The sequence below is a fragment of the Pseudomonas sp. NPDC089918 genome, assembly GCF_050280605.1.
Classification (GTDB): domain Bacteria; phylum Pseudomonadota; class Gammaproteobacteria; order Pseudomonadales; family Pseudomonadaceae; genus Aquipseudomonas.
The window spans coordinates 1-19246 of sequence record NZ_JBNNVP010000054.1; the positions used below are offsets into that span (position 1 = coordinate 1).

19 protein-coding genes and 1 pseudogene are annotated in these 19246 nt (G+C 58.7%); all 20 read right to left on the minus strand.

The features are described 5' to 3' along the window. Nucleotides 1–89 precede the first annotated feature (89 nt). Nucleotides 90–167 (minus strand): annotated as a pseudogene (locus tag ACQKPC_RS26815) (hypothetical protein); the annotation flags it as partial. A gap of 9 nt (nucleotides 168–176) precedes the next feature. Then, entirely contained in the window at nucleotides 177–680 is a 504-nt protein-coding gene (gene fliL / locus ACQKPC_RS26820) for a flagellar basal body-associated protein FliL (protein WP_008072628.1), read from the minus strand. Between the two features lie 224 nt (nucleotides 681–904). Further along, the gene (locus ACQKPC_RS26825; RefSeq protein WP_427627542.1) at nucleotides 905–2266 is read right to left on the minus strand and encodes a flagellar hook-length control protein FliK; all 1362 of its coding nucleotides are present in this window, start codon (nucleotides 2264–2266) and stop codon (nucleotides 905–907) included. A gap of 83 nt (nucleotides 2267–2349) precedes the next feature. Then, nucleotides 2350–2718 (minus strand): Hpt domain-containing protein, encoded by a 369-nt coding sequence (locus ACQKPC_RS26830; RefSeq protein ID WP_218394187.1) that lies wholly within the window; start codon nucleotides 2716–2718, stop codon nucleotides 2350–2352. Between the two features lie 31 nt (nucleotides 2719–2749). Then, the gene (locus ACQKPC_RS26835; protein ID WP_427627545.1) at nucleotides 2750–4453 is read right to left on the minus strand and encodes an ATP-binding SpoIIE family protein phosphatase; all 1704 of its coding nucleotides are present in this window, start codon (nucleotides 4451–4453) and stop codon (nucleotides 2750–2752) included. Nucleotides 4454–4458: 5 nt separating this feature from the next. Next, nucleotides 4459–4764, minus strand: coding sequence for an STAS domain-containing protein (locus ACQKPC_RS26840; protein WP_427627547.1), 306 nt, complete (start codon nucleotides 4762–4764; stop codon nucleotides 4459–4461). Nucleotides 4765–4930: 166 nt separating this feature from the next. Beyond that, nucleotides 4931–5380, minus strand: a complete 450-nt coding sequence (gene fliJ, locus ACQKPC_RS26845) for a flagellar export protein FliJ (RefSeq protein WP_063342911.1) — start codon at nucleotides 5378–5380, stop codon at nucleotides 4931–4933. Between the two features lie 6 nt (nucleotides 5381–5386). After that, the gene (gene fliI, locus ACQKPC_RS26850; protein WP_008072617.1) at nucleotides 5387–6745 is read right to left on the minus strand and encodes a flagellar protein export ATPase FliI; all 1359 of its coding nucleotides are present in this window, start codon (nucleotides 6743–6745) and stop codon (nucleotides 5387–5389) included. Then, entirely contained in the window at nucleotides 6735–7544 is an 810-nt protein-coding gene (gene fliH, locus ACQKPC_RS26855) for a flagellar assembly protein FliH (RefSeq protein ID WP_427627550.1), read from the minus strand. Before fliH ends, fliI begins: the two co-directional genes overlap by 11 nt. A gap of 7 nt (nucleotides 7545–7551) precedes the next feature. Beyond that, nucleotides 7552–8571, minus strand: coding sequence for a flagellar motor switch protein FliG (gene fliG, locus ACQKPC_RS26860; protein ID WP_007894195.1), 1020 nt, complete (start codon nucleotides 8569–8571; stop codon nucleotides 7552–7554). Next, a complete protein-coding gene (gene fliF / locus ACQKPC_RS26865) occupies nucleotides 8564–10351 on the minus strand; it encodes a flagellar basal-body MS-ring/collar protein FliF (RefSeq protein ID WP_427627552.1) in 1788 nt (595 codons plus the stop codon). Before fliF ends, fliG begins: the two co-directional genes overlap by 8 nt. A gap of 15 nt (nucleotides 10352–10366) precedes the next feature. Beyond that, the gene (fliE, locus tag ACQKPC_RS26870) at nucleotides 10367–10696 is read right to left on the minus strand and encodes a flagellar hook-basal body complex protein FliE (protein WP_008072611.1); all 330 of its coding nucleotides are present in this window, start codon (nucleotides 10694–10696) and stop codon (nucleotides 10367–10369) included. Nucleotides 10697–11040: 344 nt separating this feature from the next. Next, a complete protein-coding gene (gene fleR, locus ACQKPC_RS26875; RefSeq protein WP_427627555.1) occupies nucleotides 11041–12426 on the minus strand; it encodes a sigma-54-dependent response regulator transcription factor FleR in 1386 nt (461 codons plus the stop codon). Between the two features lie 5 nt (nucleotides 12427–12431). Further along, nucleotides 12432–13637, minus strand: coding sequence for a sensor histidine kinase (locus ACQKPC_RS26880; protein WP_427627588.1), 1206 nt, complete (start codon nucleotides 13635–13637; stop codon nucleotides 12432–12434). Between the two features lie 128 nt (nucleotides 13638–13765). Continuing rightward, on the minus strand, nucleotides 13766–15241 hold the full coding sequence (locus ACQKPC_RS26885; protein WP_007894189.1) for a sigma-54 dependent transcriptional regulator: 1476 nt from the start codon (nucleotides 15239–15241) through the stop codon (nucleotides 13766–13768). 171 nt (nucleotides 15242–15412) lie between these two features. After that, nucleotides 15413–15709, minus strand: a complete 297-nt coding sequence (locus ACQKPC_RS26890) for a hypothetical protein (RefSeq protein WP_008006639.1) — start codon at nucleotides 15707–15709, stop codon at nucleotides 15413–15415. A 10-nt stretch (nucleotides 15710–15719) separates the two neighbouring features. Next, nucleotides 15720–16115 (minus strand): flagellar export chaperone FliS, encoded by a 396-nt coding sequence (gene fliS / locus ACQKPC_RS26895; RefSeq protein WP_217858364.1) that lies wholly within the window; start codon nucleotides 16113–16115, stop codon nucleotides 15720–15722. A 127-nt stretch (nucleotides 16116–16242) separates the two neighbouring features. Then, nucleotides 16243–17685, minus strand: a complete 1443-nt coding sequence (gene fliD, locus ACQKPC_RS26900) for a flagellar filament capping protein FliD (protein ID WP_427627558.1) — start codon at nucleotides 17683–17685, stop codon at nucleotides 16243–16245. Between the two features lie 82 nt (nucleotides 17686–17767). Beyond that, nucleotides 17768–18133: a flagellar protein FlaG gene (locus tag ACQKPC_RS26905; RefSeq protein ID WP_427627560.1), complete on the minus strand. Its 366-nt coding sequence runs from the start codon at nucleotides 18131–18133 to the stop codon at nucleotides 17768–17770. 71 nt (nucleotides 18134–18204) lie between these two features. Further along, a complete protein-coding gene (locus ACQKPC_RS26910; protein WP_063342905.1) occupies nucleotides 18205–19050 on the minus strand; it encodes a flagellin domain-containing protein in 846 nt (281 codons plus the stop codon). Nucleotides 19051–19246: the final 196 nt, after the last annotated feature.

Consider the following 19246-nt stretch of genomic DNA (forward strand, 5'->3'; position numbering starts at 1 on the left):
GAAGACTATGAACATTCCGTCGCAGGAGGATTATGTCGCTGCGTACTGCGAGCGGACGGGGCGCAATAGGATCCCTTCCTGGGAGCGATGGTCTGGTACAGACCGTCGTCGACGCCATGCAACAGCGCATCGATCTCATCCTGGGACAGCAGGTCCTGCACGGCCATGTCGTGTTCCTACTGCAGTACGAAATTAGTGAAAAGCAACTGTTCGATCACCACTTTGCCAAGCTCTTTCTGCGCCACTTCCTGGACGCTGGCCGTGGCCTTCTGACGCAACATTTCCTGGCCGACCGGGGTCGCCAGCGTGGCGAAATCCTGACCGGAAAACAGCATCACCAGGTTATTGCGAATCACCGGCATGTGGACTTTGAGCGCTTCCAGATCGGCCTGATTGCGGCCCTGCAGGGTGATGCTCACCTGCATGTAGCGCTGGCGACCGTTCTGGTTGTAGTTGGCCACGAAAGCCGGCGCCATGGGCTCGAAGATCGCTGGCTGCTTGCCGATCACCGCAGTTTCAGCCGCGGGGGCAGGCTTGCTCTGGGCGCTGTGCATGAAGAACCAGGTCGCCCCCACGGACAAGCCGATCGCCAGCAACAGGGCCACGACGATCACAATGATCAGCTTGATTTTGCCTTTGGTTGCGGGGTCTTTCACTGGTGCTGCGTCGCTCTTAGCCATGCCAATAATCCGTCACTATTCGGGTTTTCACAGTCGCACGGCAAGGCAAGAGCAAGTGTTATGCCAGAAGTGTCGGGAGGTAGGGAGACGGCGAATGATCGGCGAGCACCAATCAAATGTGGGAGCGGGCTTGCTCGCGAATGCGGTGTGACAGCCAACATAACTGTTGAATGTTAAATCGCATTCGCGAGCAAGCCCGCTCCCACAAGGTTTTCTGCGTTTGATCAGGCGTAGTAGTCGACCGCGCTGGAGCCAATCACGCTGGTGGTGTTGGCGGCTACTTCAGCGACAGTCGCAGGAAGCTCTTCATCGGCAGACTCGAGGCGACCGCCATTGGCGTTGGCACGCCCACCCTGCCCCTGTTGAGCCTGCTCCTGACCCTGCCCCTGCCAGCCACGGGACTGATCGGAAACGTTGACGTCGACCTGACCCATGCCCTGTTGCGCGAACATGTCACGCAGGCGATGCATTTGCCCGTCGAGCGCTTCACGAACGCTTGGATGGGCACTTATGAAGGTCACCTGGGTCTGCTGATCCGGAACCATGTTCACCCGAATATCCAGGCGCCCCAGCTCGGCCGGTTGCAACTGAATGTCGGCCGCCTTGAGATTGGCGCTGGACAGGTACATGACCCGGTTGACCACCTCTTCGGTCCAACCGCTTTGATGCATGGCGATTGGCTGGTTTACCGGTAATGCATTGGCAGTCTTCGGCGTTGCCGCCTGGGTCAATGCCGCCAGACGATTGGCGAAATCATCGACACGGGTATCGCTGCTGGCGGACTTGAGATCCTTGAGGCCGTCATCGATCAGGCCACTGAAAGCCTTCTCACCGCCCTGGCCGGTGCTGTCCTGATCGGCTTGCACATCGAGCATGCCCGCCATGCCCGTGGCAAAGTTCTGTGCCGAAGTTGGCTCGCCGTCGACTTGAGCCGAGATCGGTGCCGCCTTGGGCTGGGCCTGGCTGGCGGGCGAAACGTGCCCGCCCTGCTCCATGGCCATGCGCACGGCTGGCAGCGCATCGAGAGGATCGGCTTCGGGATCGAAATCCGGATCGATGGTCGCAACAGTCTGTGCCGCAGCCGCGGTAACGACGACGGCGACAGGTGCCTCAACTTGTGATTGCGCAGTGGCCACAACTGTTGGCGTTTCCGGCACAGGAGCTGGTAACACCGGCTGCACCACCAACGCAGGATCGAGGGCCGGATCGACAGGCGCGGTATCAGCCACCGGCGTCGACGCCTCGGCCGGATCCGATGCATCATCGCTGGCCGTCTTGTCGTCAGCCTGCGCCGGTTTATCGGCGGGCAAGGATTTGCCGCTATCGGCAACCGTCGGTTCCGGGGCGGCAGACTTGTCGTTGCTCACGTCCTTTTTGCCGACGCTGTCCGAGACTTTGTCGCGTGCGGGTTTAGCCGAGCCGTCCGCCATGGCGGAGGGTTTATTCTGCGCCTGATTGGCATAGACCTGAGCGAAGCTGGAGGCCTTGTCCCCGGGCTCGGCCGTCAGCGCCGGTGCATTGGCGGACGCGGCTTGAGCCTTGGCCGTCGTGGCGGCCTGAAGAAGGATGTTTGGGGTAACGGGCATAAAACGGTCTCCGCTGCACTGGGATCGTAGGTACAGTTGAGCAAGTTAACTGCAAGGGTCGAGCCAGCTTTGTTCGCTGGCTGCTAAAAACGCCGGACGGATGCTGGTTCAGCCTGGGAACGCTGGCGTTCCGCTTCGTAGAGCGGTCGGACAATAGCGAATTCGCCGTCAATGTCATCAATGAGCCGTTCAATGCCGACGAGACTCTTTTCTTTGGCACGCTGCTCCAGCTCACCGCACAGCTTGGCCAGATAACTGGCGCCCATGTTGCTGCTGCTACCTTTGAAACTATGGGCAGCATTCATAAGCTGCGCGGCATCCTCGGCCTTTCGCAGGACGCGTAAACGCTCTTCGGAATCGGCGAGAAAGGTATCGAGCAATTCTGGATACCCGTCCTCCATCACTTCCTGCAACGCGCTCAGCACGTCACGGTCCAGATGTGTGTCGTCCACTTGTTCACTCCTTGATCAAGAATGCCTGGCATTATGCCAGAGCCTCCCAGAAAAACTCCACGCGAGCACTTTTTCCATTATCGGACCAGGTCGCATGATCGCTCAACTGGCGGATCAAATTGACCCCACGTCCTGACAGACGGACGTCATCGACGGGACGCGCCATGACCCGCGCCACATCGAAGCCTTTGCCACTGTCTTCGACCCGGACCACCAGGCAACCGCCCTCGCCTTTTGGCGTCACCTGCAAATGCACCCGCACATAGCCATCGCGCAACTCGTCCAGGCGTGCATTGCGCTGCTGATAATAACGCGCAAAACCTGCCGCATCGCGTTTCAAACTCGAATCCAGGCCCAACACGCCATGCTCCAGAGCATTGGAATAAAGCTCTGCCAGCACACTGTAGAGTGCGCCACTCTGAGCCCGCAGACCATGCACCTCAAGCAGCAACTGCAACAAGTACGGCAGCGGATTGAAGCGCTTGAGGGTGGCGGCGCGGAACTCGAAACTCACCGACCAGTCCAGCGGGCACGACTGGCCGCTGTCGGAATACACCGGTGCCGAAGGGCTCAGTTGCGCGGCCTCCAGCAGACGGACCTCGACCATGCTCACGTCATCACGAGCCTCGCCACGAAAATCCCGCAGTGCCTGCTCGATTTCTTCGAACAGTGCATCGGGCTGACGATTGGTTGCAAACACTTGCTCCAGCCGCTCTACGCCAAACAACTGTTCATTGGCATCACAGGTATCAATCACCCCATCGGACAGCAGGAACACCCGATCGCCGACGGCCATCGGGAACACCTCGGTGCGATCATCGAAGGTTTGCGAGCTCAGTACGCCCAGCGGCAAGTGCCGTGCCGTCAGCGCCGTGCGCTCGCCACTGGCGATACTGTGCAGGTAACCGTCCGGCATTCCGCCGTTCCAGACCTCCACCGACCCTCGCTGAAAGCTCAGGCACAGCAGCGCCGCACAGCAGAACATGTCCACCGGCAGAATACGTTTGAGCTTGGCGTTCATCTCGCGCAGGGTTTCGGACAAACCGTAACCCTTGGCCGTCATGCCATAGAAGACTTCGGCCAACGGCATGGCACCGACAGCGGCCGGCAAACCATGGCCGGTAAAATCACCGAGCAGCACATGCATGTCGCCAGCCGGAGTGAAAGCGGCTAGCAACAGATCGCCATTGAACAGCGCATAGGGTGATTGCAGGTAACGGATGTTCGGGGCATTCAGGCAACCGGAGTGGGCGACCTTGTCGAACACGGCTTTGGCTACCCGTTGTTCGTTGAGCAGGTAATCGTGATGCCTGGCGATCAGGTCGCGCTGCTCCAGCACCGTGGCTTGCAAACGTCGCAAGCGGTCCATCGCCTTGACCTTGGCCGCGAGGATCACCTGGTTGTAAGGCTTTGCCAGAAAATCGTCGCCCCCGGCCTCCAGACAACGAGCCAGGGCTTCGCTCTCGGTCAGCGACGTCAAAAAGATGATCGGCACCAGCGTTTCGCCGGCCAGTGCCTTGATCTGCTGCGCCGCCTCGAAACCGTCCATCACCGGCATCATGGCGTCCATCAGCACCAGGTGCGGTCGCTGCGAGCGGAATGCTTCGACCGCCTCGGCGCCGTTGGCGGCCGTCAGCACTTCATGGCCCTGGCGCCGGACGATAGTCGACAGCAGCATGCGATCGGCCGCGCTGTCTTCGGCGATCAGAATCGTCAGCGGTTCGAGCGGCTGCATGACGGTCAACTGATGTCGAACAGCTTGTCGAAATTGGAGATGGCGAGGATTTTCTTCACATCGGAACTGCTGTTGACGACGCGAATATCGGAGTTGTCGCCACCGGCGTGATCGCGCAGCAAGAGCAGCATGCCCAACGCCGAGCTGTCGAGATAAGTGGCTTTCTTCAAGTCCACCACAATGGACTCGGGTGTACTGTTGAGTCCCTCGTAGGACTCGCGAAACTCCTGATGCCGACCGAAATCGAATCGCCCCTCGATCGAAATCGTCAGCTTTTTCCCATCCGGAGATACTTCTGTAACGACTGACATTTCACGGCTTCCTTGTCATTGGCGAACGTACGTGTAGAAGGTTTAGCACCTGACGAGGGCTGGAGCAAGGTCAAAAGATCGCAGCCTTCGGCAGCGCCTACTTTGACCGCATGCAAACCCGATCCTGTAGGCGCTGCCGAAGACTGCGATCTTTTAAAACCGACACTCAATACGGATCCTGACGCGGCAACCGCTGAGACAGCTCATCCAGCAGCTTCTGCTCGCGCTTGTCTTCCAGTTGCCGCGCTTCATCCCTGTAGCGCTGAACCAGTTTGCGCAAGCCTTCGACCCGGGCAAACGCCTGCTGCCAGGCTTCCCGGGATTTGTTCAGGTTATTTTGGTGCCAGTTCAGGCTCTGACGCTGCTGGTCGATGGCCGTGCCCAATTGCGCGAGAAAACCCTGATAACCCAGCAACCATTGGCCCGACACGCCGCTACTGCCGCGTACGATCCATTGTTCCTGGTACTCGAGGCGGAAGTTTTCCAGGTCGGCGAGTTTGCTTTCCGCCAGGCGAACCTGGCCCTGAAAGTGCCCCAGGCGCAGGACAGCGGTCTTTTCGGCCTTTTCAGCCATTTCCACCACAGGCGCCAGACGTGCTGCGCGGCTCGAGGCCATGACTGGTTAACCGCCCGGCGCTGGCGCAAAGATCGAAGCGAGATGGTTCTCGCTGGCGCCCATGCTGATGTTGTCGTTCAAGCCCTGGCGCAGGTACATGGTCATGGCCGGTTGCAGATTGATCGCGGTATCGGTTTCCCGATCACCGCCGGACACATAGGCGCCGACACTGATCAAGTCGCGGCTCTGCTGATAGCGCGACCAGTATTGCTTGAACGTCTGCGCGTGGTTCATGTGCTTGATGCCGACCACCGACGGCATGACCCGGCTGATGGAGGCTTCGATATCGATGGCCGGGTAATGCCCTTCCTCGGCCAGACGCCGGGACAGCACGATGTGTCCGTCGAGCACACCCCGCGCCGAGTCGGCGATCGGGTCTTGCTGATCGTCGCCTTCGGACAATACCGTGTAGAACGCGGTGATCGAACCGCCGCCCTTTTCAGCGTTACCGGCACGCTCCACCAGTTTCGGCAACTTGGCGAACACTGACGGCGGATAGCCTTTGGTCGCTGGAGGTTCGCCGATGGCCAGGGCGATTTCCCGCTGGGCCTGGGCGAAACGGGTCAGGGAATCCATGAGCAACAGGACGTTCTTGCCCTTGTCGCGAAAATACTCGGCGATTCGCGTGCAGTACATGGCCGCGCGCAGCCGCATCAGCGGCGCATCGTCCGCTGGCGACGCCACCACCACCGAACGCTTGAGCCCTTCTTCACCGAGGATGTGCTCAATGAATTCTTTAACTTCTCGACCTCGCTCACCGATCAGCCCGACGACGATGATGTCGGCCTCGGTGAAGCGGGTCATCATGCCCAGCAGCACACTCTTGCCCACGCCAGTACCGGCGAACAGCCCGAGCCGCTGACCGCGACCAACCGTCAACAAACCGTTGATGCAGCGAATGCCCACGTCCAGCGGCTCGCTGATGGGTTCGCGCTTGAGCGGGTTGATGGTCGGGCCGTCCATCGGCACCCAATCTTCAGCCTTCATGCCACCCTTGCCATCCAGCGCACGCCCGGCGCCATCGAGCACCCGCCCGAGCATGCTCATACCCATGGGCAAGCGACCGGTATCAGCCAGGGGAACCACACGGGCACCGGGGGCGATGCCGGCGACGCTGCCAACTGGCATCAGAAAGACTTTGCTGCCAGAGAAACCCATGACTTCAGCTTCGACCTGCACCGGGTGATAGCTGTCATCGTTGATGACCATGCAGCGGCTGCCCATGGCGGCGCGCAAGCCTTCGGCTTCGAGGGTCAGGCCGACCATGCGCAGCAGGCGACCTTCGAGGATCGGCGCACTGGCAAGCTCCGTGGCCTCGGCGTAGCTACCGAGGCGCTTGGCGAAGCTGGTGCGATCAAGACGCATCGGGAGCGTCCAGTGTCGACTCGATCGGTGCAACCGCGGGTTTTTCGTCGATTGGCAGTTCCAGGCTCAAGTCCGGCGCGGCCGGGTGCAGCGCCTGATCGTGCAATTGATCGAACAGCTTGGCCATGACTTGGGTAACACGGGTTTCGATGGTGGCATCGATACGGCTGTGCTCCGTTTCGACCCGGCAGCCGCCCGGCAACAAGGACTCGTCCTCGACAATGCGCCAGGTTTCTTCATGGCGCTCGCGCAGGGCTTTAACCTGTTCGAAATCCTGTGGATTGATGTATAGCCGCACATTGCCCACACCCAACGGCAAAAGCTTGAGCGCTTCGCGCATGACGTGTTCGATCTGCGTCGAGTCGATGGCCAGTTCGCGCTGAATCACTTGTTTGGTGATGTGTTGCACGAGGTCGACCAGCGACTTTTCAATCTGCGTGTCCTGCTCGGCAATCGGCTCGAACAGGTTGGCCATCAGTTGTTCCAGGCCCGCGATCTTGGCCGTCAGGGCCACTTCGGCTTCCTGACGGACCTTGAGCGTGGTGCTGTGGAAACCTTCTTTTTCGCCAACGGCGAAGCCTTCGTTGTAGGCCTCCTGGCGAATGCTCTCGAGCTCTTCGAGGGTCAGTGGCTGGACTTCTTCCAGCGGCACTTCTTCCATTTCCGGCGGTTCAGGCTCCGGTTCCGGCTCGGGTTCCGGTACAAAAGGGTCGAAACTGGGCAACGACCAGATGTCGAAACCACCGACGTCCTTGGCACGGATCAGGTCGGTATTGGACTCATCATGTTTGGACGACATAGTGACCTTAGATCATCTCTTCGCCGCCCTTCCCGCCGAGAACGATTTCTCCGGCTTCGGCCATACGGCGGGCAATGGTGAGGATTTCTTTCTGCGCGGTTTCCACGTCGCTGACGCGCACCGGGCCTTTGGCCTCGAGGTCGTCGCGCAACAGTTCGGCCGCCCGTTTGGACATGTTCTTGAAGATCTTTTCCTTGACGCCTTCGTCCGAGCCCTTGAGGGCCAGCACCAGGACGTCCGAGGACACTTCGCGCAACAGCGCCTGAATGCCGCGGTCGTCGACATCGGACAGGTTGTTGAACACGAACATGAGGTCTTCGATCTGACCGGACAGGTCTTCGTCGACTTCGCGAATCGAATCCATAAGCTGACCTTCGATCGAACTGTCGAGGAAGTTCATGATGTCGGCCGCACGCTTGATGCCACCCAGGGTGGTGCGCGAGGCATTCGAGTTGCCGGAGAACTGCTTCTCGAGAATCTGGTTGAGTTCTTTCAGGGCTGCCGGTTGCACGGTGTTCAACGAAGACACCCGCAGGATGATGTCCAACCGGACCTTGTGGTCGAAGTTGCCCAGCACTTCACCGGCCTGATCCGGGTCGAGGTAGGCGACCACGATTGCCTGGATCTGCGGGTGCTCGTAACGGATCACGTCGGCGACGGCGCGCGGCTCCATCCACTTCAGGCTGTCGAGACCACTGGTGTTGCCGCCCAGCAGGATCCGGTCGATCAGGCCGTTGGCCTTGTCTTCGCCCAATGCCTGAGTGAGCATTTTGCGCACGTAGTCATCGGAGCCGACGCCCAAGCTGGTCTGGTCGCCGACGATGTCGACGAACTCGCTCATCACCTGTTCGACCTGCTCACGGTGCACGTTGCCCATCTGGGCCATCGCCACGCCCACACGCTGGACCTCCTTGGGCCCCATGTGGCGCAGCACTTGCGCAGCATCGGTGGAACCGAGGGACAGCAGCAGAATCGCGGCTTTGTCGACCTTGGTCAGTTTGGCGGCAACGGCTCGGTTATCACTCATCTGCGTTAATCCACTCTTTCACGACCTGGGCCACGCGACCCGGATCTTCTGCCACCAGACTCTTGATTGCGTTCAACTGTGCGTCATAGCCTTCGCTCGGGCTCGGCAGCAGGATACTGGTCGGGCCACCAAGGCTGACGCGGTCGTTGGACAGTTCGCCGTCCAGGCCGCCCATGCCACCGAGCTCCATGTCGCTGCCCAGGCCTGCGAGTTGCTTGTCTTTGCCGCCACCGGTGATGTTGTTGAGCACCGGACGCAGCACACCGAACACCAGCACCAGGATGAACAACACACCCAGCACTTGCTTGACGATGTCCCAGAACCACGGCTGGGAGTAGAACGGAATCTCGGCAATCACTTCACCGCGCTCGGCGGAGAACGGCATGTTGATCACACTGACGCTGTCGCCACGGCTGGCGTCGAAACCGACCGCGTCCTGTACCAGACGAGTGAAGCGCGCCAACTCATCGGCGCTCCACGGCGCACGTGTCGTTTCGCCGTTGGCCGCGTTGACCTTGACCTGATCATCCACCACCACCGACACCGACAGGCGATTCAAACGGCCCTGCTGTTGTTTGGTGTGACTGATGGAACGGTCGAGTTCGAAGTTCTTGGTGGATTGTTGACGCTTGTCCGCCGGGTACGGCGCCAGCATCGGCTGGCCGGTGGCCGGGTCCATGATTTGCTGACCGTTGGCATCGAGCAATGGCTGGCCTGGTTGCACCATGCCAGCCGACGCGGTGGCGCCACCGGTGGTTTGCGGCGCCGAGGCCGGCGATGGCGGCTGGTTGCTCAAGGCACCCGGCACACCTTGCGGGCCATTGCTGGCGGTGCGCTGTTCGTTGACCGATTGCTCACTGCGCAACGCCGGCTGATCCGGGTTGAATTGCTCGGAAGTCGACTCGACGGCGCTGAAATCCACATCGGCCGAGACTTCGGCTTTATAGCGATCATTACCCAACACCGGTTGCAGGATGTTGTGTACACGCTGGGTCAGCATGCTTTCCATGCGACGGCTGTAATCGAATTGCTTGCCGGCCATGGTCAGTTCGGAGTTTTCCGCCTGATCCGACAGCAGGTTGCCCTTCTGATCGACCACAGTGATCTGCGACTTGCTCAGTTCAGGAACGCTGGTAGCAACCAGATTGATGATAGCGACGACCTGGCCCGGCTCCAGCGAGCGACCGGAATAGAGTTCAACCAGAACCGAAGCGCTGGGCTTACGCTCGTCACGCACGAACACCGAACTTTTCGGAATCGCCAGGTGCACGCGGGCACCCTTGACGTTGTTCAGGCTGGAAATGGTCCGTGCCAGTTCGCCTTCGAGGCCGCGACGATAACGGGTCGCTTCCATGAACTGACTGGTGCCCAGCCCTTGTTCCTTGTCGAGGATCTCAAAACCGATGTTGCCGTCGCTGGGAGTGACACCAGCGCCCGCGAGCTTGAGCCGCGCACGAGACAGGTCATCGGCCTTGACCAGCAAGGCACCGGAGTTCGGTTCAACGGTATAGGGAATATCGGCTGCGGCCAGGGTTTCCATGACCTGCTTGGCGTCCATACCGGCAAGGCTGCCGTACAGAGGCCGGTAGTCCGGCTGCTGGGACCACAACACAACGGCAAAACCAATCGCCACGCTCGCAGCCAGGCCGACCAACAGGCCCACCTGACGCAACATGGTCATCTCGGAGAGGTTTTCCAGGAAGGACAACCCGAACAGCGGCGGTTTGCCGTCTATTGGAGTGGCCTTGACCGGAACATTATCGGCGATTGCTTCTGCCATGACTCAATCTCGTCCTTAAACCGGCATCTGCATGATGTCTTGGTATGCCTGAACCAGCTTGTTACGCACTTGGGTCAACGCTTGAAAAGACACGCTGGCCTTCTGCGAGGAAATCATCACGTCCGTCAGGTCGACGCCGCTTTTACCGATCTCAAAAGCACTGGCCAACTGATTTGACGCCTGCTGGGTGTCGTTCACTTTATTGACGGCCTGACCGAGCATGTCGGAAAAGCTGCTGCCACCCAATTCAGGGACTGCGGCAGTCGATTTCGGCGCAGACATGGCATCCATTTGCATGGAGCGCATATCCAGCATCAACCGATTGAATTCAATACCTTGGCTCATGGTTTCTCTCTTTGACGAAGCTACGTCTTTGGCTACCCGCAATTTTTTGACACTCACTCGGCGGGCAGAGAGGTGTTAGCAACAAGGGTGCCAGCTCTGTGGCCGCTCTAAACAAAAGCCTTCCGGGCTTTCCCTTAACCGCAAAACATTGGGGGAGCATGCCTTTGTGGCGAGGGGGCTTGCCCCCGTTCGGCTGCGCAGCAGTCGTAAAATCTCAGCACACAACAAACCTGCATCCCTCAAAAAGAAGGACCGCTTCGCGCTCCAACGGGGTGATGCGGCATTCCAACAAGCCCCCTCACCACAGGGCTCCCACATTTGGATTGGTGTTGCTGCGTCAACTTTCAGGTGGCGAACAAGTACGCTTCCACGTCCATTCCGGCGTCGCGCATTTGCGCCAGCTTGTAGCGCAAGGTGCGCGGGCTGATGCCCAGTCGCTCGGCGGCTTCTTTGCGACGGCCGCGCTCGGAACGCAAGGTGTCGATGATCATCTGAAATTCACGGCGCCGCAGGTCATCGCCGAGGGCGCCCGCCGATTCAGCTTCGACGTCTACGGCCCGCGTGGGGGTCGACGCCAATGGCGGCAACGGCGCACACGCCACAGGTCCGGCCAGGCAAAAATCCTGCGGCTGGATCAAGCCGCCTTGCTGCAGAATCAAGGCTCGCTGGATCGCGTTATCCAGCTCACGCACGTTGCCCGGCCACGGATAAGCGATCAGGCAAACTTGCGCCTCGGGCGAGAGCTTCGCCGCGGCATGCTTCATTTTATTGACGTGCTTGGCCAACAGTCGCTCGGCCAGCGGCAGGATGTCGGCGGTGCGCTCGCGCAGCGGACGCCAGGCCAGCGGGAACACCGACAGGCGATAGTAAAGGTCTTCACGAAAACGCCCCGCCGTTACTTCGGCGGCAAGGTCACGGTTGGTGGTAGCCACCACTCGAATATCCAGCGTGATCGGCTTGCGTGCGCCGACTCGCTCGACTTCACGCTCTTGCAACACGCGCAGTAATTTGGCTTGAAGGCCGAGGGGCATTTCGGAGATTTCATCGAGCAGGATCGTCCCGCCATCGGCCTGCTCGAACTTGCCGGCCTGCGCCGCAATGGCGCCTGTGAAAGACCCCTTTTCGTGACCGAACAAAGTGGCTTCGAGCATGTTGTCCGGGATCGCTGCGCAGTTGATCGCAATGAACGGCTGACTGGCGCGGTGAGAGTGCTGATGGATGTAACGCGCCAGCACTTCCTTGCCGGTCCCGGACTCACCGGAGATCAACACCGTGGAGTCACTGCGTGCCACCCGCGCAGCCAGTTCCAGCAATTGCGCACTGGCGGGTTCGAACGCCACAGGCCCTTCACTCTCGGTCGCGCCCAGATTGCCCAGTGCGTGCCGCGCCACCAGATCGAGCAAGGCTTTGGGCTCGAAGGGTTTGACCAGATAATCCGCCGCGCCCTGACGCATGGCGTCGACTGCGCGCTCGACCGCACCGTGAGCGGTCATCAGTAATACAGGCAGTTGCGGCTGACGAGCCCGCAGCAATCCAAGCAGTTGATGACCATCCATGCCCGGCATGTTGACGTCGCTGAGCACCAGGTTAAATGCCTCGGCGCCGACCGCAGCCAACGCCTCTTCCGCCGAACCGACCGCCGTGTAATCGTGCCCGGCAAGCAGTAGCGTATCGGCCAATGCTTCCCGTAGCGCGCGGTCATCCTCGACCAGTAAAACCTTGATGGCCATGTCCTTCACTTCGCTCCCTGAGCGCTGGGTTGTTCACCAGAAAAAAGCGGCAAGATTACCTGCGCACAAGTGCCGCGACCCGACCGCGAGCGCAATTGCAATTCTCCCTGATGGGCACGGGCGACTGCCTTGACCACGGTCAGGCCCAGGCCGGTGCCGGTGGTTTTAGTGGTGAAAAACGGTTCACCCAAACGCGCCAGTATCTTCGTGTCGATACCGCTGCCGCTGTCGCTGATGCACAAGCGCAGGTTGTTGCCGCGGGTATACAGGTGAACCTTTAAACGAACGTCGCCGGCGCTGGCCTGGATGGCATTCTCGATCAGGTTGAGGATCGCCCCGACCAAGGTGTCGCGATTACACAGCAACTCACCAGCATGACTGTCGCACTGCCAGCGAATCGGCAAGTCCTGAACGTGGGTCAGCGCTGCCGCTTGCAGCGACTGCATCAGCATCCTGGGGGTCACGCGATCGGTCAGCGGCAGCTCGCCGCGGGCGAACACCAGCATGTCGCGAACCTGGTGTTCGAGTTCATGCAGACGCTCTTTCAGGCGCCCGGCAAAACGTTGCTGGGTCTCGACCGGCAACTCCTGCTCAGTCAAATGACTGGCGTAGAGCAACGCAGCGGACAACGGCGTGCGAATCTGATGAGCCAACGAGGCAACCATACGCCCCAGAGACGACAGACGCTCATGACGAGCCAGTTGATCTTGCAGATGACGGGTTTCAGTCAGGTCATTGAGCAACACCAATTGACCGGGCTCGGCGTCCAGCGAACGCGTGGCGATCGATAGACGTCGACCGTCCTTAAGGGATATTTCGTGACCGTCGTCCTCGCGCGGTGCAAAGCATCGAGCAATCACATGACGCCACAGCTCGCCTTCGAGAGGCAGACCAAGCAGTTCACTCGCGGCGGGATTAGCTTCGCGCACGATACCCTGGGCGTCGATGACGATGACGCCGCCGGGCAACAGATCGAGGAGATTTTGCAGGCGGTTGGCCAGGCGTTCTTTTTCCGCCAGCTCCTGCATGCGCTGAGCACTGACCACCGCCAGCTCGCCCTTAAGCTCGGTGACCCGGGCTTCGAGCATGCTGTAGGAATTGGTCAATTGGCTCGACATCTGGCTGAACAGCGCAAATGCCTGCTCAAGGCCAAGCCGGCTTGCCTGCTCTACGGACGACGGTTGCCCCGAAGCATCAAGGGCAGGAGACATCTGGGCGGCTTGGGGCATCGGACTCTCTCGCGTGGTTGACCGTCAGTTAAACGGAACGTTGCGAGGGATGTAGCAATACCCGTGCCTAAAAAAAACTAACTATAAATGAAGGAGTTGAAAAACAGGCGTCAATCATCCGCCTGTTCATCACCGTCACGACGACTCATGCCGTACTTGCGCATCTTCTCCACCAGCGTGGTACGACGAATCCGCAGCCGTTCTGCCGCCCGCGCCACGATGCCATTGGCATCATCCAGCGCTTGCTGGATCAGTCCTTGTTCCAGACCACCGAGGTAATCCTTCAAGTCCAGGCCTTCCGGTGGCAGCAACGCATTGGCGGTGAAGTCCGGGGTATGACCGTTAATGGCCACCCGCTCTTCAAGATCGCTGCGCAGGCTGTCGACCAGTTGCTCGTCTTCGTCATCGACGTAGCGGAATTTCTTCGGCAACTCGACCACGCCGATCACCCCGTACGGGTGCATGATCGCCATGCGCTCCACCAGGTTGGCAAGCTCGCGAACGTTGCCCGGCCAGCCATGACGGCACAGCGACATGATCGCCGCCGAATTGAAACGGATCGAACCGCGCTTCTCGTGCTCCATGCGCGAGATCAACTCGTTCATCAGCAGCGGAATGTCTTCGACGCGTTCGCGCAATGGCGCCATCTCGATCGGGAACACGTTCAAGCGATAGTAGAGGTCTTCGCGGAAAGTGCCGATCTCGATCATGCTTTCGAGATTCTTGTGGGTCGCCGCAATGATCCGCACATCGACGCTTTGGGTCTTGTTGCTGCCCACGCGCTCAAAGGTGCGTTCCTGCAAGACGCGCAGCAGCTTGACCTGCATCGGCAACGGCATGTCGCCGATTTCGTCGAGGAACAAGGTACCACCGTTGGCCAGCTCGAAACGCCCGGCGCGACTGGTGATCGCTCCGGTGAAGGCACCCTTCTCATGGCCGAACAATTCGCTTTCGAGCAACTCGGCCGGAATAGCACCGCAGTTGACCGGCACGAACGGCGCATCACGACGCTTGGAGTGGTAGTGCAGGTTGCGCGCGACCACTTCCTTGCCGGTCCCGGACTCGCCGAGGATCAGCACGCTGGCATCAGTATCGGCCACTTGCTGCATCATCTGACGGACGTGTTGAATCGCCCGGCTGGTGCCGACGAGGCTACGGAAAAGATTGGGTTCACGGTGACGACCGCGCTCACGCGCCTGGTCATACATCTCGCGATAGACCTGTGCACGGTGCAACGAGTCGAGCAATTTGCTGTAGCTGGGTGGCATTTCGAGAGTCGAAAGCACTCGACGACGCTGGTCTTCCGGCAAGTCAATGGAAGAATTATCGCCCATTAACAAAACTGGAAGGAACTCATCCCAGGTTGAGAGTGTCTTTAACAGGCCCAAAAGTGCACCAGGAGCATTTACCGTCCCGATGAGGACACAGATTACTTCACGACTTGATGACAAAGAGCCGACAGCCTGCTGCCAGTCATGGCTGCCACAGGGTAAATTTTCTTCGCCAAGAAAATTTAAAATCACCGCCAAATCGCGGCGGCGGACGCTATCGTCATCAATCAGCAGAATTTTGGTTTCACGCCACATGCAATAGCAACTTCCCTAGTCAACTCAATGCCCAAAATGAGGGGCAAGCTAGACGCTTGCAGACACGTTATGCCTGTAGACGCCTGAAATCTGGAACCAGCCACTAGTTAAGTCAAAAAACCGTGCACAGTCAAATTTATGGCGCACTATGTTTGGATTAACCGGGGTCAACTATCCAAACAGATGGTAAACCTTTGCCGCGCTCTGCGCTTGGTGGATCTGCGACATCTCGTCGACTATCGCTTGGCGCTCCCCCGTCGCCGCCTCCAGAAGCTGTTTATACACCCCCAGCAACTCCTCAAGGTTGTCGCGCAACGCGGCCTCGTCCACCGAAGCTTCACTCAAGACGTCTTCCATGCAGGAACGGCAAGCCAGGTCCAATTCACCAATGGCTTCCCAGTTGCGCTCGGCCAATGCACCGACGAGGGCATCACGGGTTTGTTCGATTCGCTGCAAGACAAGACTCATGGTGATCTCCTTAAAACTGCGGACCCGGCGCGGCAATGGCATCCCAACCGTCTTTGACCGTGCGAAGCAGGTCGGCGACTTCGTCGAGAATTTTTGGATCGGTCTTGAGATTGGCTTCAGCCAGACGCTTCATCATGTAGGTGTAAAGGTTATCCAGCTCAGTCACCGAGTCGGCCTGATTTTCCAGATCCAGACCTTCACGCAGACCACCGATGATGCCTATGGCCTTGCCTATCAGAACGCCTTTGTTGGCGACATCCTTGCGCTCCATGGCACCTTTGGCCTGAGCGATGCGATCCAGGCCGCCTTCCATAAGCATTTGCACCAGGCGATGAGGACTGGCCTCGGAAGTCTGGGCTTGCGCGCCAATCTTCTGATACTGCCGAAGGGCTAACATCGGGTTCATGTCTTACCTCATCCAAAACTCTGTGATTCGTATAATCAAGCTATCGACACGGCGTCAAAAAACTTTAGACCAAACCAAAAAAAGCCCGACAAGCGGAATCCGCTGCCGGGCTTTTGGCGTTTCTGTGTTACGAGGCGTTTTTCTGCGCGTTCATCGCCTCGAACATCGAGGTGATGTTACTGGCAGTTGCCTTGAGTTTGCCGACCAGAGAATCCATGTCGTTATATTTTTTGGTCAGCACAGCAGTCAGCGTCTCGATACGGCGATCCAGGGCTGCCTGCTGGTTGGCCAGATTCGACTTGGCCTTGGCCAAGTTGGTCGAACGGGCATCGAGGATACCCTCACTGCCAGTGACCGTGTAAGGGGTGATTGCATCGTTCATGCGTGTCAGCAAGCCCTTGGCGGCATCGCCAGTCGCCGTCGGATCACCCAGGAACAGCTTCTGAACCTCACCACCGAGTTTTTGGGTATCCATCGCGGTCGTGAACTTGGTGCTATCGAAATCCAGCGCACCGGTTTTCTGATTGGTGGTGATACCCAGTTGCGACAGAACAGTGAGCTTGTCACCTGCGCCGGTAGTGACCAACGGCTGACGAATGGATGCCAGAATGCCGCGCGCCAATGGGTCACCGGTCAGTGCAGCAGCGATGGTCGGCTTGCCATCGTCATCCAGGGAAGGCTTGGTCAACGCATTAACACTGGTCACAACCTGGTTATAAGCATCAACGAAAGCCTGGATGGATTTTTTCAAGCCATCACTGTTCGGGCCGACTGTCACCGTCGTGGTTACATCACCACCGGCGACCAGATTCAGGGTCAAGCCGGAAATAGCCGCGTCAACCTTGTTGCTTTTGCTGGTCAGCGCGAGCCCGTCCACGGTGAACTTGGCGTCTACCGCGAATTCGCCGATGGCACCTGCCGAAGTAGCTGTGGGTGTTGCCCCCATTTGCTGGCCGGCATTGATCTCCAGACCCGCAATACCGCTGAGGGTGATATCGGAACCGGCACCGGTCACCGTGGAACCCAACACCAGACGCGAGCCAAACGAGTCGGTCACGATGTTGGCACTGAAGCCGTTGGCGCCCTGCTGCGTATTGATCGCATCGCGAACCGACTGCAACGTCGCGCCCGCCGGAATGGTGACAGAACTGGAAACGCCGTTTTGCGTGATATTGAGCGTACCGCTCGCAATGGCACTGCTGGTACCGCCGGCAAAGGCTGCAGTGGCCACTTTGGACGAGGTCGCAAGGTTAGTGACCTTGACCACATAAGTGCCGTTGACGGCCGTGTTACTGGCCACGGCGGTCAATACTTTCGCGTCAGCGGAGGTGGCGTTGTAACCCAGGAATTGCGGAGTTTGCGTATTGCCCAGATTCTTGATAGCAGTCTGGAAGTTCGCCAGGACACTTTTGAGGGAACCAATACCGGAAATCTGCGCGGTGTTGATGGTCGTCTGACGGTCGATCTGGTTCTGCTTGGCTGCTTTGTCGGCATTGACCAAGGCTTTGACAATAGCACCGGTATCAAGGCCAGAGCCTAAACCCGTGCCCGGTAGAATTGGACTTGCCATGCATATCTCCCTTCAGTGTGTCGCCGGTCTTTTGACCACTACAACGCCCAAAAGAACATAGCAACAATATTCATGCCAGCGGTCAGGCTTTCGCGCTGAACAACAGGCTGCTTGCATCATTCAAACTATTGGCCAGTTTCAGGACTTCTTCATTGGGGATTTGGCGAACCACCTCACCGGAGTCACTGGCAATAACCTTGACCACAACTTTGCCTGAAGGCTCATCGATCGAGAACTCCAGGTTACGTTTGACCGACTGAACGAACTTCTCGATTTCCTGAACGGCCATCTTCAGTTTTTCCTGTTCGGTCTGATCGTTTTTACCTTCTTCCTTGACGGCAACCACTGGCGCAGTTTCCGCTCGAGGCTTCTCCACCGGCTTGTCGGCAACAGTCGTCGCCTGCTTGGCCGCAGGATAAGACAAGTTCAGCTTCACGCTCATATCCATGTCCATCACCTCTTAAACTGAAAAAGCGAGAGAGCGCGCATGCGCACTCCCCCGCCAAAACTCATCAGCTATTACTGAAGCAGTTTCAGTACAGCGGATGGCAGTTGGTTGGCCTGGGCCAGAACTGCGGTGGAAGCTTGTTGCAGAGTTTGTTGCTTGGTCAGCTGTGCAGTTTCAGCAGCGAAGTCGGTATCTTGTACACGGCTCAGTGCAGCACTGGCGTTTTCGTTGATGTTCTGCAGGTTGGAAATGGTAGTCGAGAAACGGTTCTGAGCAGCACCCAGGTCAGCGCGGGTGGCGTTGATGTTTGCCAGAGCAGCGTCGATAGCCGAGATAGAAGCATCAACAGAGCTGTGGTTAGCGGTGTTGGAAACGCCGGAAATGGTGGTACCGGTCATGCCCAGGGCGCTGGCGTCGAAACTGGTCGACAGGGTCAGAGTGATCTGGTTGTCGGAAGTGGTGTTCGAACCTACCTGGAACTCCATCGCACCAGCTGTGCCGTCGATCAGCGCTTTGCCGTTCAGGTTGGTCGACTGAGCGATACGGGTCAGTTCAGCGATCGACTGTTGGTATTCTTTGTCCAGAGCGGTACGGTCAGCAGTGCCGTTGGAGTCGTTTCGCGATTGCACTGCGATTTCACGCATACGCTGCAGAATGTTGGTCGACTCTTGCAGAGCGCCTTCAGCGGTCTGAGCGATCGAAACACCGTCGTTGGCGTTTTTGATAGCCATGGTCTGGCCACGGATTTGCGAAGTCATGCGGGTAGCGATCTGCAGGCCGGCGGCGTCGTCTTTGGCGCTGTTGATTTTCAGGCCGGAGGACAGGCGGGTCATCGAAGTCGACAGTGCGTCGGACGCACGGTTCAGGTTCTTCTGAACACTCAGGGAAGTAGTGTTGGTGTTTACTGTTAAAGCCATGACGAATTCCTCGTTGGTTGGGTACTGCGGCTTCCGGCCCTGGCAACCGCCCGGTATGGCCTAGAGAACCTTCGTAATAGTTATCGTCGTCAATGCAGGTTGCTTGAGGGGATTTTTGAAATTTTTTGCCATCACCCTGCCACCCCCTGTAAAACCGAGGCTCAGCGACGATCCAACCACCAAAAAATGACGCCAG